The 16306-nt window shown below is 66.1% G+C and carries 13 protein-coding genes and 1 other RNA gene; 8 read left to right on the forward strand and 6 right to left on the reverse strand.

Annotation, left to right across the window (positions count from 1 at the left end; all coding sequences use genetic code 11):
- Positions 1-71 precede the first annotated feature (71 nt).
- From A5697_RS03990 to A5697_RS04000, 3 genes are all read right to left on the reverse strand, one after another.
- Complete coding sequence (locus A5697_RS03990) at positions 72-1634, reverse strand: alpha/beta hydrolase (protein WP_156673137.1); 1563 nt, start codon at positions 1632-1634, stop codon at positions 72-74.
- Positions 1635-1735: 101 nt separating this feature from the next.
- The gene (locus A5697_RS03995) at positions 1736-3292 is read right to left on the reverse strand and encodes an alpha/beta hydrolase (RefSeq protein WP_068008191.1); all 1557 of its coding nucleotides are present in this window, start codon (positions 3290-3292) and stop codon (positions 1736-1738) included.
- A gap of 56 nt (positions 3293-3348) precedes the next feature.
- Positions 3349-4743 (reverse strand): wax ester/triacylglycerol synthase family O-acyltransferase, encoded by a 1395-nt coding sequence (locus tag A5697_RS04000; protein WP_068008194.1) that lies wholly within the window; start codon positions 4741-4743, stop codon positions 3349-3351.
- Positions 4744-4874: 131 nt separating this feature from the next.
- Here A5697_RS04000 and panB point away from each other — a divergent pair, with 131 nt between their 5' ends.
- The 3 genes from panB to A5697_RS04015 all read left to right on the forward strand — a co-directional run bounded on the left by panB (position 4875) and on the right by A5697_RS04015 (position 8726).
- Positions 4875-5720: a 3-methyl-2-oxobutanoate hydroxymethyltransferase gene (panB, locus tag A5697_RS04005; protein ID WP_067947499.1), complete on the forward strand. Its 846-nt coding sequence runs from the start codon at positions 4875-4877 to the stop codon at positions 5718-5720.
- 153 nt (positions 5721-5873) lie between these two features.
- Positions 5874-7067: a 1,4-beta-xylanase gene (locus tag A5697_RS04010; RefSeq protein WP_068008197.1), complete on the forward strand. Its 1194-nt coding sequence runs from the start codon at positions 5874-5876 to the stop codon at positions 7065-7067.
- A gap of 123 nt (positions 7068-7190) precedes the next feature.
- Positions 7191-8726: a CYTH and CHAD domain-containing protein gene (locus A5697_RS04015; RefSeq protein WP_068008200.1), complete on the forward strand. Its 1536-nt coding sequence runs from the start codon at positions 7191-7193 to the stop codon at positions 8724-8726.
- Between the two features lie 536 nt (positions 8727-9262).
- Here A5697_RS04015 and A5697_RS04020 read toward each other — a convergent pair.
- Positions 9263-9808, reverse strand: coding sequence for a TetR/AcrR family transcriptional regulator (locus A5697_RS04020; protein ID WP_369806055.1), 546 nt, complete (start codon positions 9806-9808; stop codon positions 9263-9265).
- 215 nt (positions 9809-10023) lie between these two features.
- On the opposite strand from A5697_RS04020, the gene A5697_RS04025 reads away from it, so the two are divergent.
- Genes A5697_RS04025 through A5697_RS04035 form a run of 3 tightly spaced genes read left to right on the forward strand, consistent with a single transcriptional unit; the run spans position 10024 to position 13773 of the window.
- Entirely contained in the window at positions 10024-11235 is a 1212-nt protein-coding gene (locus tag A5697_RS04025) for a cytochrome P450 (RefSeq protein ID WP_068008203.1), read from the forward strand.
- Positions 11232-12536 carry a DUF427 domain-containing protein gene (locus A5697_RS04030; protein WP_068008205.1) on the forward strand — a complete coding sequence of 435 codons (1305 nt, stop codon included), beginning with the start codon at positions 11232-11234 and terminating at the stop codon, positions 12534-12536. The genes A5697_RS04025 and A5697_RS04030 overlap by 4 nt, the downstream gene beginning before the upstream one ends.
- Before the next feature lie 25 nt (positions 12537-12561).
- Complete coding sequence (locus tag A5697_RS04035; RefSeq protein WP_068008208.1) at positions 12562-13773, forward strand: cytochrome P450; 1212 nt, start codon at positions 12562-12564, stop codon at positions 13771-13773.
- Positions 13774-13820: 47 nt separating this feature from the next.
- Here A5697_RS04035 and rnpB read toward each other — a convergent pair.
- An RNA gene (gene rnpB, locus A5697_RS04040) (RNase P RNA component class A) lies at positions 13821-14221 on the reverse strand.
- A gap of 76 nt (positions 14222-14297) precedes the next feature.
- Here rnpB and A5697_RS04045 point away from each other — a divergent pair.
- The gene (locus A5697_RS04045; protein ID WP_068008264.1) at positions 14298-15008 is read left to right on the forward strand and encodes a 2OG-Fe(II) oxygenase; all 711 of its coding nucleotides are present in this window, start codon (positions 14298-14300) and stop codon (positions 15006-15008) included.
- On the opposite strand, the gene A5697_RS04050 is transcribed toward A5697_RS04045, so the two are convergent.
- Positions 14993-15643, reverse strand: coding sequence for a bifunctional 2-polyprenyl-6-hydroxyphenol methylase/3-demethylubiquinol 3-O-methyltransferase UbiG (locus A5697_RS04050; protein ID WP_067947432.1), 651 nt, complete (start codon positions 15641-15643; stop codon positions 14993-14995). The genes A5697_RS04045 and A5697_RS04050 overlap by 16 nt on opposite strands.
- Before the next feature lie 46 nt (positions 15644-15689).
- On the opposite strand from A5697_RS04050, the gene A5697_RS04055 reads away from it, so the two are divergent.
- Positions 15690-16265: a helix-turn-helix domain-containing protein gene (locus tag A5697_RS04055; protein WP_067947429.1), complete on the forward strand. Its 576-nt coding sequence runs from the start codon at positions 15690-15692 to the stop codon at positions 16263-16265.
- The last annotated feature ends 41 nt before the right edge of the window (positions 16266-16306 follow it).

Below are 16306 nucleotides of genomic sequence, written 5' to 3' on the forward strand. Positions count from 1 at the left end.
GCTGTTAATTCTGTGTTACCGACGCACGATCGGAACAATTGCGAACATTGCAAACAGGCTGCTCAGTGCGGTCACGACTGGCAGCGGTAGGCCGCGGGCGGCAACGTGCCCGCGACGAGATAACGCATGACGGCGGCGTCCACACACTGATCGCCGTTGAACACCGCGGTGTGCTGAGTCCCGTCGTAGGTGATCAACGGGCCGCCCAGCTGGCGCGCCAGGTTCACGCCGGCCTGATATGGGGTGGCCGGGTCGTGCGTGGTGGAGACCACGACCACCTTGCCCGGCGCGGCGGGCGACGCGGCGTGCGGCGTCGATGTCGCCGGGACCGGCCACAGCGCGCACAGATCGCGGGGCGCGTTGCCGGTGAACTGCCCGTAGCTGAGGAACGGCGCGGCCTGGCGGATGCGCTGGTCGGCGGAAACCCAGCTCGCCGAATCCCGCGGCGTGGGCGCGTCGACGCACCGGATCGCGTTGAACGCGTCCTGATCGTTGGTGTAATGCCCGCCGCGGTCCCGGCCCTCGTAGTCGTCGGCGAGCAGCAGCAGGTCGCCCGCGTCGGTGCCGCGCTGCAGCCCGAGCAGGCCGCTGGTCAGGTACTTCCAGTGCGCCGGGGTGTACAGCGCGTTGATGGTGCCGGTGGTGGCGTCGGCGTAGCTCAGGCCGCGCGGGTCCGACGTGCGACCCGGCTTGGCGACCAATGGGTCGACCAGCGCGTGGTAACGGTTGACGAACTGGGCCGGGTCGGTGCCCAGCGGGCAGCCCGCCGAGCGGGCGCAGTCGGCGGCGTAGTCGTTGAAGGCGGTTTGGAAGCCCGCCATCTGTTGGACGTTTTCGTCGACCGGGCCGACGGTCGGGTCGATCGCGCCGTCGAGCACCATCGTCCGGACGTGGGCACCGAACTTCTCCAGGTAGGCCGTCCCGAGCTCGGTGCCGTAGCTGTACCCGAGGTAGTTGATCTGGTCGTCGCCCAGCGCCTGGCGGACCGTGTCCATGTCGCGCGCCACGGACGCGGTGCCGACGTTGGCCAGAAACCCGCTGCCCATCCGGGAAACACACTGCTGGGCCAGCTGCTGGTAGAGCTGTTCGATGTGCGCGACGCCGGCCGGGCTGTAGTCGACCATCGGCTCGCGCCGGTAGGCGTCGAACTCGGCGTCCGAGCGGCAGCGCAGCGTCGGGGTCGAGTGACCCACCCCCCGCGGGTCGAAGCCGACCAGGTCGAAGTGCTGCCTGATGGGCGTGCCCTCCAGATTCGGGGCCATCGCGGTCACCATGTCCACCGCGGACCCGCCGGGACCGCCCGGATTGACCAGCAGCGCGCCGATCCGTTGGCCGGTCGCGGGCACGCGAATCACCGCCAGCTTGGCTTGGCCGGCTCCCGGGTTGTCGTAGTCGACCGGGACGGAGACGGTGGTGCATTGCGCGGTGGGCACTTCGTTTGTGTCCGTGGCGAATTGGCCGCAGCTCCCCCAGGCCTGCGGCGTCGCGACCGACGGTTTCGGCGCGGGGGTCTGCCCCGCACCGGGTTCCGGGGTGGCGCCCGCCACCGGCAGTCCCACCGCCGATTGGCCCACCAGCAGCCCGAATGACAGCAGCGCCGAGCTCAATGATCTCAGGCGCGACATGGCTGTCATCGTGTCAGCCCCGGGTACCCGAAGCGGCGCGAAACGGTTACGCCTTGGTCTCGTCTGGCTGCCCTCGCGGGGGTGCGGCCGGCGTCAGACCTCCACGCGCACTAGCACTTCGCGCCGCTGGGCGGCGTGGCGCCGCCGACCAGATACGCCGTGACGTAGTTGTCGATGCAACCGTCGCCCTGGAACACCACCGTGTGCTGGGTTCCGTCGTAGGTGAGCAGCGAACTGCGCAGCTGATTGGCCAGATCCACCCCGGCCTTGTAGGGCGTCGCCGGGTCGTGGGTGGTCGACACCACCACCGTCGGCGCCAGGCCGGGCGCGGAGATGGTGTGCGGCTTGCTCGTCGGCGGCACCGGCCAGAACGCGCAGGTGCCCAGAGGGGCGTCGCCAGTGAACGTGCCGTAGCTCATGAACGGCGCGATCTCCCGCGAGCGACGGTCCTCGTCAATCACCTTGGCGCGGTCGGTGATTGGCGGCTGGTCGACGCAGTTGATCGCCACCCGCGCGTCGGTCGCATTGGTGTAGTGGCCGTGGGCGTCGCGACGCATGTACATGTCGGCCAGGGCGAGCAGGGTGTCGCCGCGGTGGTTGACCAGTTCGCTCAGTCCGTCGGTCAGGTGGTGCCACAACGTCGGTGAGTACAGCGCCATGATCGTGCCGACGATGGCGTCGCTATAGCTCAGTCCCCGTGGGTCGTTCGTCGGCGCCGGCCTGCCGACCATCGGGTTGTTGGGGTCGACGAGCGGGTCGACCAGGCTGTGGTAAACGTCGACGGCCTTGGCCGGATCGGTGCCCAGCGGGCAGCTCGATTGCTTCGCGCAATCGGTCGCGTAGTCGTTGAACGCGTCCTGAAAACCCTTGGCCTGGCGCAAATCCGCCTCGATGGGGTCGGCGTTGGGGTCGACCGCGCCGTCGAGGATCATCGCGCGCACCTTGTCGGGGTAGGCCTCGGCGTAGGCGGAGCCGATCCTGGTGCCGTAGGAGTAGCCGAGGTAGGTCAGCTTGTCGTCGCCCAGCGCCGCCCGGATCGCGTCCAGATCCCGCGCGACGTTGACCGTGCCGATGTTGGCCAGGAAGTTCTTCCCCATCTTGTCGACGCAGCGGCCGACGAATTGTTTGGTCTCGTCCTCGATGTGGGCCACGCCGGCCGGGCTGTAGTCGACGTTCGGCTCCGTGCGCAGCCGGTCGTTGTCGGCGTCGGAGTTGCACCAGACGGACGGCCGCGACGACCCCACCCCGCGGGGGTCGAAGCCGACCAAATCGAACCGTTCGCGGACCCGCTTCGGCAGCGACTGAACGACACCCAGGGCGGCCTCCATACCGGACTCGCCAGGACCGCCGGGGTTGATCACCAACGAACCGATCTTGTCCCCGGTGGCGGGGAAGCGAATCATCGCCAGCGTCGCCACGTCTCCGTCGAGGTGGTCGTAGTCGACCGGTACCGCCAGCTTGCCGCACAGCGCGCCGGCGGGAATCTTGACCTTCGGGTTCGCCGTCCGGCACGGTGTCCACTCCACCGCCTGTCCGAGCTTCGGTTCAGCCAGCAGGGCGCGGCCGCCGACGACTCGCACGCAGCCCGCGACAAGGAGCGCCACGGCAGCGACCGTTGTCCAAACCAGCAGCGTGCGCGCAATCTTGTCGCGGCGAGACAGACCCATGCCAACATATGCTGCCAGAGGAAACCTGAGATCCTCATGAGCGGCACCACCGCCGGCTACCGGGTGGCCGCGAGCAACTCCTCCATCGCCACCGCGAACTCGTCGGCCATCTCCCACAGGTCCGGCACCAGATCGGGGCACGCGAGGAGCCCAACGTCCAACTTGCCCCGCAGCGACATCGCGGTGATGTTGAGTCCCGACCCGTGAAAGATCGGACCCAGCGGATACATCGCCTTGACCTCGCAGCCCAGCATGTACAGCGGCACCTGCGGGCCCGGCACGTTGGACACCACCAGGTTGTGCACCGGCATGCTGTCGGTGAACCGCGTCCTGGCATAAAGCCGCATCGCGATACCGAAAACGGCCGGCGCGGCGAACTGCGTCCAATCCTGCAACAGCGACGCGCCGATGGCGGAACTGTGTTCCTTGGCAACCGAATTCGCGTGGGCGATGGCCTTCAGGCGCTCCACCGGATCCGCGATATCGGTATGCAGGCTGGAGAACATGGCCGACACCTGGTTGCGGCCGGGCCGCTCGGATTTTCCATGCACGGAAACCGGCACCGACGCCACCAACGGCGAGTCCGGCAAAGCGTTTCGGTCGGCCAGGTACTGGCGCAGCACAGCGGAAACCAACGCCATCACCACGTCATTGACTTTGACGCCGTCGAATCGATTCTTAACCGCCTTGATGTCGTCGAGATTCAATTCGGCGTAGGCGATGTTTCGGCGGTCGGTGATCCGGGCGTTGAATGCGGTGGCCGGTGCCGCGAACGGCCGCGCCATCGCCTGGCCTTCGAGCGCCCGCCGCAACGTGGTGACCACCGAGGAGACGGTGTCGGGCACCACGTTGGCCAGCTGCAGCGGCCTGGCGGCGAATCGGACGAGCCCGCCCGCGGCGATCTGCCACCCACTGGCGCCCCCGACCCCGCGAGCCGGATCCGGGGGCGGGGCGTCGGGTTCGGTGCCGCACAGCTGCGACATCAGGTTGGCGCCGGTCACGCCGTCGACGCCGGCATGGTGCACCTTGGTCATCACCGCCAGCCGCCCGTCACGATGGCAATCGGTGCCCGCCACGCCTTCGACGACCCACATCTCCCACAGCGGCCGGCGCCGGTCCAGCGGCGACTCCGCGATATGCCCGCAAATCTCGGCGAGCTCGGCGCGGCCGCCCGGCGCGGGCAGCGCGATCCGGTGCAGATGGCGGTCGAGATCGAAGTTCTCGTCATCCACCCAGACCGGATGATCGAGATTCAGCGGGTTGTCGGCCAGCTTCTCGCGGAACTCCGGGATCGCTTTGATGCGCAGCGCCAGGGCGTCGCGAAGCCGGTCGAAGGTGTAGCCGCCGGGCATCGTCGAGGTGTCCAACTCCATGATCGAGCACACGTGCATGGGCTGCGACGAGGTCTCCAGGTAGAGGAAGCTGGCGTCGAGTCCGCTGAGCCGCTGCATCCGAGCATGGTATGTCTCACATCACAGGAGCGGTGCAACCGCGCAGCAGAAATGGCAGAATGGCACCGTCAGACGAACCCGGGGACCCTATCCGGCCACGAGGATCGAACCGACCACCTTTAGGGACAATGATGTCTGAGCAAAACGTTTACGGTGCAGGCACATCTGAGCACGCGCAACCGCTCACCAAAATTCGCACGCACCACCTGCAGAAGATGAAGGCCGAAGGCCACAAGTGGGCCATGCTCACGGCCTACGACTATTCGACGGCCCGCATTTTCGATGAGGCGGGCATTCCGGTCCTGCTGGTCGGCGACTCGGCCGCCAACGTCGTATACGGCTACGACACCACGGTGCCCGTCTCGATCGACGAGATGATCCCGCTGGTGCGCGGCGTCGTGCGGGGCGCCCGTCACGCCCTGGTCGTCGCGGACCTGCCGTTCGGCAGCTACGAGGCGGGGCCGGCCGCGGCCCTGGCGTCGGCCACCCGGTTCATGAAGGAGGGCGGCGCACACGCCGTCAAGCTCGAGGGCGGCGAGCGGGTCGCCGAGCAGATCGCCTGCCTGACCGCGGCGGGCATCCCCGTGATGGCGCACATCGGGTTCACGCCGCAGAGCGTCAACAGCTTGGGCGGCTTCCGCGTCCAGGGCCGCGGCGACGCCGCGGAACAGACCGTCGCCGACGCGATCGCCGTCGCCGAAGCCGGCGCCTTCTCCGTCGTCATGGAGATGGTGCCGGCCGACCTGGCCACCCAGATCACCGGCAAGCTGACCATCCCGACCATCGGCATCGGAGCCGGCCCGAACTGCGACGGCCAGGTGCTGGTGTGGCAGGACATGGCGGGCGTCAGCAGCGGCAAGGCCGCCCGCTTCGTCAAGCGGTTCGGCGACATCGGCGCGGAATTGCGCCGGGCCGCAATGCAATATGCGCAAGAAGTGGCCGAGGGGGTCTTCCCGGCCGACGAGCACTGCTTCTGACGGAAGCCACCAGAGGTTTCCGCCCACCGCAACCCCCGATCCTGTCAATTTCCGAAACTCCTTGTGTGGCAGGCGGGTACGATTGCTCTTGGATAAAGTCTCTACTCCGAGAGCAAGGGTGAACACATCGACCGGGAGATTTGCGGTGACTTCGTGCACCGTCGAACGGTACTGAAGCTTCCGTTGTTACTGGCGGGAGGCGCTGCACTGACTCGAGCACCTCGCGCGGCCGCGGAACCCGCGCCTGGCAGCTCGCCGCAGGCGAGCCGCTGGTCACCCGAGCGCGCCAACCGGTGGTATCAGGCGCAGGACTGGCCGGTCGGGGCGAACTACATCACATCGAACGCCATCAATCAGCTGGAGATGTTTCAGCCCGATACGTTCGATCCCCGGCGGATCGACACCGAGTTGGGCTGGGCCCGCGGCATCGGGTTCAACGCGGTCCGCGTCTTCCTGCACGATCTGCTGTGGGAGCAGGGCCCCCGGGGGTTCCAAGTCCGCCTCGCCCAGTTCGTCGACATCGCGGCGCGCCACGACATCAAGCCGCTGTTCGTGTTGTTCGACTCCTGTTGGGATCCTCACCCCCAATCCGGTCCACAGCGCGCGCCGACGCCCGGCGTGCACAACTCGGGCTGGGTGCAGAGCCCGGGTGCGCAACGCCTCGGTGAACGCTCCTACATCCCGACCCTGCGCAGCTACGTCACCGGGGTGCTCAGTCAATTCCGCACCGACGACCGCGTTTTGGGCTGGGACCTGTGGAACGAGCCCGACAATCCGTCCAAGTACTACCGCTCGGTCGAGCGGAAGGACAAGCTCGAATTGGTCACCGACCTGCTCCCCCAGGTGTTCGGTTGGGCCCGTTCGGTCGATCCGAGCCAACCGTTGACGAGCGGCGTCTGGGACGGCGAGTGGGCGAACCCCGCGCGCCGCAGCACGATCAACGGCATCCAGCTGGACAACTCGGACGTGATCACGTTCCACTCCTATGCCCCGCCGGCCGAGTTCGAGAGCCGCATCGCCGAGCTCGCGCCGCTGGGGCGCCCCATCCTGTGCACCGAATACATGGCCCGGCCGTTGGGCAGCACCATCCAGGGCGTGTTGCCCATCGCGAAGCGCCACAACGTCGGCGCGTTCAACTGGGGCCTGGTCGTCGGGAAGACGCAGACCTTCTTCCCCTGGGACTCATGGGAGCACCCCAACCCCGCCATGCCGGCTGAATGGTTCCACGACCTGCTCACGCCCGACGGGCAACCGTTCCGCGATCCCGAGGTTCAGACGATCCGCGAGCTGGGCGGCCTGGCGATGCATCTCCGCGAAGATTCCCCGCCGCCGGCGCCGCCCGGCTGAGCCCCGCGACAGTCGGCGGCCATCGCCGCCAGCCGCGTCACCGCGGTATGGCAGGCTATGAGAGCCCAGCACCACCGTCCATGACGTTCAAGGCCGCGGCGACGCGCCGCAACGGAGCCGAACATGCCTGCAAAAGCGCCGCAAGCCTCGCGCCATCGAGAGGTGGAGCGCAAGTTCGACGTTGGCGAATCCACCGTGTCACCCTCGTTCGAAGGCATCGCCGCCGTGGCGCACGTCGACAAGTCGCCGACTCAGACACTGGACGCGACGTACTTCGACACCCCGGCACAGGACCTGGCCCGCAACAAGATCACCCTGCGCCGCCGCACCGGTGGGTCCGACGCGGGGTGGCACCTCAAGCTGCCGACCGGTCCCGAAGCCCGCACCGAGGTCCGGGTGCCGCTGGACGCGTCCGGCACCGACACCGTGCCGGAGGAGTTGGTGGACGTCGTGCTGGCGATCGTCCGCGACCGCCCCCTCGTACCGGTCGCGCGGATCACCACCCAACGCGAAAGCCAGGTGCTCTACTCCGCCGACGGCGCGCCGCTGGCGGAGTTCAGCAACGACCACGTGACCGCGTGGTCGGCCCGTACTTCCGAGGACGCCGACCTGGAGCCCACGCAACAGGAGTGGCGCGAATGGGAGCTCGAACTCGCCGAGCAGAATGGGGCCCCGGACACCGAGCTGTTGAACCGCTTGGGTAACCGGCTGCTCGACGCCGGCGCCGCACCCGCCGGTCACGCCTCCAAGCTGGCACGCGTGCTCGGCACCACCACGGCGCAGCCCGACAGCGCGCAGCCCGCCGAGCACCCCTTGCAGCGCGCGGTGGCCGAGCAGATTCGCGAACTGTTGGTGTGGGATCGGGCCGTGCGGGCCGACGCCTTCGATTCCATTCACCAGATGCGGGTCACCACCCGCAAGTTGCGCAGCCTGCTGCGCGACTACCAGGAATCGTTTGGATTGCCCGACGACGGCTGGGTTCTCGACGAGCTGCGCGAGCTGGCCGGCATCCTCGGCATCGCGCGCGACGCGGAGGTGCTCGCGGAACGTTACGAGCGTCAATTGGACGGGCTGACACCGGATTTGGTGCGCGGGCCGGTGCACGAACGGCTGGTCGGGGGCGCCCAGCGCCGTTATCAGACCGGGCTGCGCCGGTCGCTGATGGCCATGCGTTCGCAGCGCTATTTCCGGCTGCTCGACGCCCTCGACGCGATAGCGGCGCAACCCCCCGGCAGCGCCTCGGGCGAGGAACACGCGCCGGTCACCATCGACGCCGCCTACAAGAAGGTTCGCAAGGCCGCCAAGGCCGCGACGCAAATTTACCGGGACCACCCGGACGACCAGCATCAGCGCGACGAGGCGGTGCACCGGATCCGCAAGCGGGCCAAGCGACTTCGCTACACCGCGGCGGCCACCGGCGAGGACAAGGTTTCCGAGCAGTCCAAGGCCGTCCAGTCGCTGCTCGGTGACCACCAGGACAGCGTGGTCAGCCGCGAACACCTGCGCCACGAATCCGAAGCCGCGCACGCCGCCGGCGAGGACACCTTCACTTACGGCCTGCTGTACCAGCAGGAGGCCGACCTGGCCGAGCGGTGCGAACAGCAGCTCGACGACGCGCTGCGCAAACTCGCCAAGGCGGTGCGCAAGGCCCGGCACTGAGCGGGGCGGACGAGTTGGCCTGTAAGCCGGATTCTGTTATCTGGGCGTTTGCACCGTTTGCTGTGTTGGCCGAGTCAGAAATACCGAGGTCACAGGGTTGGTTGCGTTGACCAATTACGACTGCGATTAATTCTGCTGCGGACTGGCTGCGGACCAGACCGCCGCCATGGCGACGGTTCCCAACGCCCGGTTATTTCCAGCAGCGGGCCCCAGTCGAACGTGACATCGCGCCATTCCGTACATACGTCGCTGTCACGCTGCAATCCGAACCGTCGGTAACAAACGATGAGCGTTGGCTGGAACCGAATCGCAAGCTGAACAGGAACAGTGAGCGTCGACTATTAGCCCGCGTTGGCTTCTTGCCGGCCTGTTGCGTTGGCGACGTTGACCAATGGGGGCCGCCGTTTGGACCTACTCCGGACGGACTGCGGACGCTTCGTCCGAAGCCATCTGTCCGGAGAGAGACGGTGCTCGCCGTACGAGGCGCACGTCAGTCGGTCGAGCGGACACCCCCCACCCCTATCGATCCCGCCCGACTAGCTCGGAGGGGGTTCGCCTTCGACTTCGCGGAGGTAGCGCTCGACGAGTCCGACTATCTCGGTGTGCCCGGCGGTGATGTCGATTTGGTCCTCCATGAATAGGACTGGCGGGATGACGGTCATCAGGAATGCCACCGCCATGGGCGGAACGCTTCGTTCATCGACGTCGTACTTCTTCAACACGGCGGCGACCATCTCAGCTTGCTGGGCGCGGAACGTCTGTGCGTAGTGGCGTAGTTCGGCTGCGAGTTGCGGACGATGGTTGGCCAGGGCAAGAACCTCGATGGCCCACTTACCCCAAGGGGCATCGCGAATCATCCGCCAGAGTGCCCACAGCGGCTGCGGCGATTCAAGGGCTTCGGCATGTGCTGAGGACCCTGTTTCGGCTTGGCGTTGGAAAACCGCCCGAAGGAGATCGTCCATGGTGCCGAAGTGGTAGTGCACGAGCTGTGAGCCAAGACCGGCTCTCTCAGCAACGCGGCGGCCAGTGACGGCTGCCCAGCCCTCATCGAGCATAAGTTGCTCGGCTGCATCCAGTATCACGGTGCGTGTCTTCGCGTTTGGCGACGCGATCCGTCGTGGCGATGCCATTCATGACTCGCATTCTTCGTAAGTGCTGACAGGTCAGGCTATCGGGTTGACCAGCTTCGCCTCGGCGTGTTAAGCAGGTGCTTAACTTTTAAGCACCTGCTTAAAAGTACTTCACAACCCGGCCAGCGGCAAATAACCGCACGTCGGCGAGGTAGAGGAGCGACAAAATGTCCCGCAACACGATTGGTGAGCTTCGTTTCGACCCTTACGACGTCGACCTTGTCGCCGATCCCTACCCTGTGTACCGGCGGTTACGAGACGAGGTGCCGCTCTACTACAACGAGCAGCACGACTTCTTCGCGCTGAGCCGCTACACAGATGTCGAGAAGGCACTTTTCGACAACAAGACGTTCAGTTCGGCACGCGGCAACATCTTGGAGTTCATCAAGGCGGATATGGAGATTCCGTCCGGGCTTATCGTCGCGGAGGACCCGCCCCGACACGACATTCACCGAAGGCTGTTGTCGCGGATGTTCACCCCGCGCAAGATCAGCGCATTGGAGCCTCAGATTCGAGAGTTCTGCGTGCGCAGCCTCGACCCGCTCGTCGGTGCGGGCGGGTTCGACTTCGTCACGGACTTCGGCGCGGAACTGCCCATGCGGGTAATCGGCATGCTGTTGGGCTTCCCCGATGAGGATCAACTGAGGTCCCGCGACCACGCGAACGCGATTCTGACGACGGAGGCGGGTCGGCCCATGGAAAGCGCGTCGACCGGATTCGATGACGGTCAACTCTGGGCGGACTACATCGACTGGCGAGCCGACAATCCTTCCGATGACATCGTCACCGAACTGCTCAATGTGCAGTTCGAAGACGAGCATGGCGTCACTCGCCACTTGGAGCGCGCCGAGCTGCTCATGTACGTCAACATGGTCGCCCTGGCGGGCAATGAGACGACAGCACGGCTTATCGGATGGGCGGCAAAGGTGCTCGCCGAGCACCCTGACCAACGAAGCGAGCTTGTCGCCGATCCAGGTCTGATCCCTCAGGCGGTCGAGGAGTTATTGCGTTTCGAAGGGCCCGCTCCCTTCGTATCGCGCTACGTCACACGCGAGGTCGAATACTACGGCCAGCAGGTGCCTAGCGGCAGCGTGATGACGCTCCTCATCGGTTCGGCTAACAGAGACGACCGCCAATTCGGTTCCGACGCAGAGAGTTTCAACATACACCGCCAAAACCGGTCACACATCGCCTTCGCTGTCGGTACGCATTTCTGCATCGGTGCGGCCCTGGCGCGTCTGGAAGGGCGCATCGCACTCGAAGAGATCCTTAAACGGTTTCCCGAGTGGGACGTCGACCTCTCGGCCGCACGGATGTCGACCACCTCGACCGTCCGAGGCTGGGAAACCATGCCCGCACTCGTCAGAGATAAATCGTGACACCCACCGACCGGCATGCCGCGAGCGATCAGGTCAACTCGGCGTGGCCCGACCACCCGGACTATCGGATTGACATCACGCCCTCTCAGCACACCGGTCAGGTCTGGCACGGTGACGTGCTCATCGCCGAAAGTGACGGCTGTCTGGTGGTGACCGAGACCGATCATGTTGACCGACTGTATTTCCCGAAGTCCGACGTCCGTTGGGACCTGTTGACGCCCTCGGATCGGACAACGGAATGCCCGTTCAAGGGTCGCGCTGCATATTGGGACCTCGCAGGTGCCCACGACCACGCGGACAGCGTCGCGTGGACCTACCGCACTCCGCTTCCCGAGGTCGCAGGGATCGCGGACTACGTGTCGTTCTACGACACGCCCTGTCGCATCGAAATCGTCGAGCGGTGGCCTGACGGCAGGAGCGTTCCAGCCTCCTTCCCGCTGTGGGGCGACGCTGCCGAGCTGGTGCGGATCATTGATGTCGAGCCCGCCGGTGAGGGCCGGTTCGTCGGCCCCGCGCACGGACCTACCTGGCGCAACGTCGTGGAGGGTGGCCAACTCGTCGCAGAGTCCGTCGTCGCGGTATCCAAGTCGCTTCCGGGCCAACGAGTTACCTCTGTATCGACCATTTTCACAAAATCAGCAGCCTTCGATGGCCCGGTCGATCTAACCGTCGAGGTGCTGCGGCACGGCAAGACCTTCTCTACGACGCAAGTCCACGCCACTCAACACGGTGGGCTGTGCTGCGCGGCGCTAGTGCTCGCCGATTCCGGCGCACCCGACCTGATTCGCGACCAGCCACCCATGCCCGACGTGCCAGGACCCGAGGCGGCGGAAAGCTTTCCGGGATTCGGAGTCACCGGACGCGAGATCCGAGTCGTCAACGGAGCCTACGATTCCGACCCCGACCGCATCGGACCGCCCTACATCGATGTGTGGGTCCGCTTCCGGGATGCGCCTGACGAGTCGTATTTGCACGCTGCGCTTCTTGCCCAATCGACCACACATTGGACCATTGCGGCAGGCATGGCACCGCATCGGGGCTTCGGTGAAGCCCAAGCACACGACACCATCTCGACCGCAGTCATGATGAGCACCATCGCTTTTCACGACGACGTCGATGTCAGCAACTGGCTGCTGTACAGCAATGACGCGTTCTGGTCGGGACGTGGACTGATCCAAGGCAACGGCAAGGTCTTCACCGTCGACGGTCGCCTCGCAGCGTCGTACACAGTGCAGGCCATGGCACGCGCCTTCGACCGCACCCCGGCAGCTATGGGCCGCGACAATCGCACTGCGATGTGATGTATCCGAGGTACTGGAGGGTGCCATGACGACCGCAGAAATCGTCTTCGATCCGTTCTCGGAGGACTTCTTCAACGGGGCCTACCAGACCTACCGACGCATGCGCGATGAGCAACCGGTCTACTACAACGCCGACCTCGACTTCTACGCACTGACCCGCCATGCCGACGTCGCGCCCGCGTATAAAGACGCTGCGACATACTCGTCGGCCCGTGGAACCGACCTCGCCTCGATCCGCAATGGACTACCCGTCGACACCGGCCCACGCATGATCATCATGATGGACCCTCCCAGCCATCGAGACATGCGAAGCTTGCTCAACAAAGTCTTCACGCCCAGAGCAATCCAAGCCCAAAAGGCAATGGCGACCGAGAAGATCGACAAGTACCTCAACCGAGTCGACCCCGACGGATTCGACGCCGTCCAGGACTTCACCGCACCGTTTCCAGTGGAAGTCATCACCAGCATGCTCGGCGCACCTGAGGACGACGCACAAAAGGTGCGGCACTGGGTCGACTTGTCCTTAACGCGCGAGATCGGACAACTCGAACTGACCGAGGAGGGCACCCAAGCCTCCATCGATACTGCGATGTACTACTACGGGCTAATCGAACAGCGCCGCGCCCAACCCAGAGATGATCTGCTCACCAAATTGCTCGGAGCCGAGTTGGTCCGTCACGACGGAAAGAAGACTCGACTCGATGACATCGAAATCGCCGCATTCGCAACGATGCTCGGCGGAGCGGGAGCCGAAACCGTGACCAAGCTCGTCGGCAGCGCGATCTACCTCTTCGCCCGGCACCCACACCAATGGCAGAAGTTGCTCGATGATCGGAGCCGGATTCCCGCTGCGGTCGAAGAATTACTGCGGTACGAGGCACCTTCCCAATACAACGTCCGCGTCGCCACGAGAGACGTCCAGCTGCACGGACAAACGATCCCCGAGGGCGCCCCTGTGTTCCTGATCAGTGGGTCTGCCAATCGTGACCACCTGGCGTGGACTGACGCCGACACGTTCGACATCGACCGAGACCGCACCGAGGCCCAGAATCTCGGCCTCGGATACGGCATCCACAGTTGCCTCGGTGCCGCCTTGGCTCGCATGGAAAGCGCCATCGCGTTGGAGAAGCTACTCGACTTCATGCCCCGATACGAAGTCGACTTCGACCGGTGCGAACGGGTTCAGATGGCGAATGTCGTCGGCTGGAAAACAATACCGGTACGGGTAATCAGATAGGACTGTAGAAGAGCTAACCCCTGAACGTGCAGCTCAGGATGTTAGCGCGGACGAGTTGGCCTGTAAGCCGGATTCTGTGCCGCACACCTCCGGAAGCCGGAGATGCGCAGTGGCGACCATCCATCTGGACACACCGTCACCGGGTGCCTCGAGCGGCCTACCCGCAGGCTCGGGCGAGCAACCCTCGGACGCCTGCGCGGCCACACCTTTCGGTGCGGCCTTCTTGGCCTTGCTTCGGGTGGGGTTTGCCTAGCCACCCCGGTCACCCGGGATGCTGGTGCGCTCTTACCGCACCGTTTCACCCTTACCACCGCGAGGGTGGCGGTCTGTTTTCTGTGGCACTGTCCCGCGAGTCACCTCGGATTGCCGTTAGCAATCACCCTGCTCTGTGAAGTCCGGACTTTCCTCGAACCGCCTTGCGACGGTCCGCGGCCGCCCGGCCAACTCGTCCGCGACGATCCACGGTACTACCTGCGCGATGCCGGTGCCAGCAACTATCGCGGCTGGACTCTATCGTGGACCTCGTGGACCGGTGGAACAAGCGACTCGACTCCGCCGACTGGGACGGCGTCGCCGCCGCGGTCGACGAGTACGGCGGGGCGCTGCTGCCACGGCTCCTCACCGGCGCCGAGGCGGCCCGGCTGCGCAGACTCTACGCCGACGACAGCCTGTTCCGCTCGACCATCGACATGGCACCCAAGCGGTACGGCGCCGGGCAATACCGCTACTTTCACGCGCCGTATCCCGACCCGATCGAGGACCTCAAACAGGCGCTGTACCCCCGCCTGTTGCCGATCGCCCGCGACTGGTGGGCAAAGCTGGGCCGCGACGCGCCCTGGCCGGACAGCCTCGACGATTGGCTGGCCACCTGCCACGCGGCCGGCCAGACCCGGTCCACCGCGCTGATGCTCAAGTACGGCCCGGGCGATTGGAACGCCTTGCACCGAGACCTTTACGGGGACTTGGTTTTTCCGCTACAGGTGGTGATCAACTTGAGCGAACCCGACACCGATTACACCGGCGGCGAATTCCTGCTCGTCGAACAGCGGCCGCGCGCGCAGTCCCGCGGCACCGCAACGCAATTGCCGCAGGGCCATGGATTCGTGTTCACCACGCGGGAGCGGCCGGTGCCCTCGAGTCGCGGCTGGTCCGCTGCCCCGGTGCGGCACGGGGTCTCGGTGGTGCGCTCCGGTGAGCGTTACGCCATGGGGCTGATCTTTCACGACGCGGCCTGAGCGTCCCCGGCCCGTCGCCACACCATCACATGGTCGGTCACGGTCCCGACTTGCCCTTTCGGGCCGGTCGCCTCGCGTTCGGCCGCCTCAGCCCGGACCCGGGCCCAGCGGTCGCTGTCCAGCCGCAACGAGGCGAGCACCTCGTCGATACCCGGAAGGCGGTGATCGTCGTGCTCTGCCCACGGCGGGGGCGCTCCATGGTCGACGATCAACAGCACACCCCCGACGTTCACGTGCTCGGCCGCGCGTCGCAGCACCGCCTCACGGTCCAACCGGGCCGGCGAGTGCAGATACTGCGCCGATACCAGGTCGAACATGCCGTCGGGAAAGCTCTCGTTGAGGTCGTGTTGCTGAAAGTCGATCTGCACGAGCAGATTCCGCTCCGAGGCCGCCTCCCTCGCGCGTTGCAGCGCGGTGGCCGAGACGTCGACGGCCACCACGCGCCAACCGCGTTCGGCCAGCCATAGCGCGTCGGCGCCCTCCCCGCAGCCGAGGTCGAGGGCACGGCCGGCCGGCACGTCGGCGACCGCTTCGGCAAGGCGGGGATTGACCCGTCCGGTCCACACCCGCCCCGTCGAGCGGTAGCGCTCTTCCCAGAACCGCCGGGCGTCATCGGGTTTGCAAGAAGTTTCCATGCCGCGAGATTGCCCAGCGCCGCCCAATTTGCCAAGGTTATTTGCCATGCAGGCAAAATCTGCTCCCGATATCGACCTTCAGGTGCGCCGGCGGCTGCGGGAACTTCGCATCCAGCGGGGCATGACGTTGCAGGAGGTGGGCGTGCGCGCCGGGATCGACATCTCGACGCTCAGCCGCCTCGAGTCGGGCAAGCGCCGGCTCGCGCTCGACCACCTGCCACGCCTCGCGCGGGCCCTGTCGGTGAGCACCGACGAGTTGTTGGCGACCTCTGAAGCCCACGACCCGCGGGTGCGCGGGGCGGCGCACACCCACCACGGGGTCACCTACTGGCCGCTGACGCGCCAGGGCCCCGCCGGCGGCCTGCACGCCTTCAAGGTCCGCGTCAGCACCCGGCGCCGCACCCCGCCCGCGGAACTGCCGGTGCACGAGGGGCAGGAGTGGATGTACGTCCTGTCCGGTCGACTGCGGTTGGTGCTGGGCGACCGCGACTTCACCATTGCTCCGGGCGAAGCGGTCGAGTTCTCCACCTGGACACCGCACTGGTTCGGGGTGGTCGACGGGCCGGTGGAGGCCATCATGATCTTCGGGGCGCACGGCGAGCGGCTTCACCTGCACAGTTGACGCCCGCGCACCGATTGTGCGACCGCTTAGCATTGACCATT

It is taken from the genome of Mycobacterium sp. E3251 (assembly GCF_001666835.1).
In the GTDB taxonomy this organism is placed as follows: Bacteria; Actinomycetota; Actinomycetes; order Mycobacteriales; family Mycobacteriaceae; genus Mycobacterium.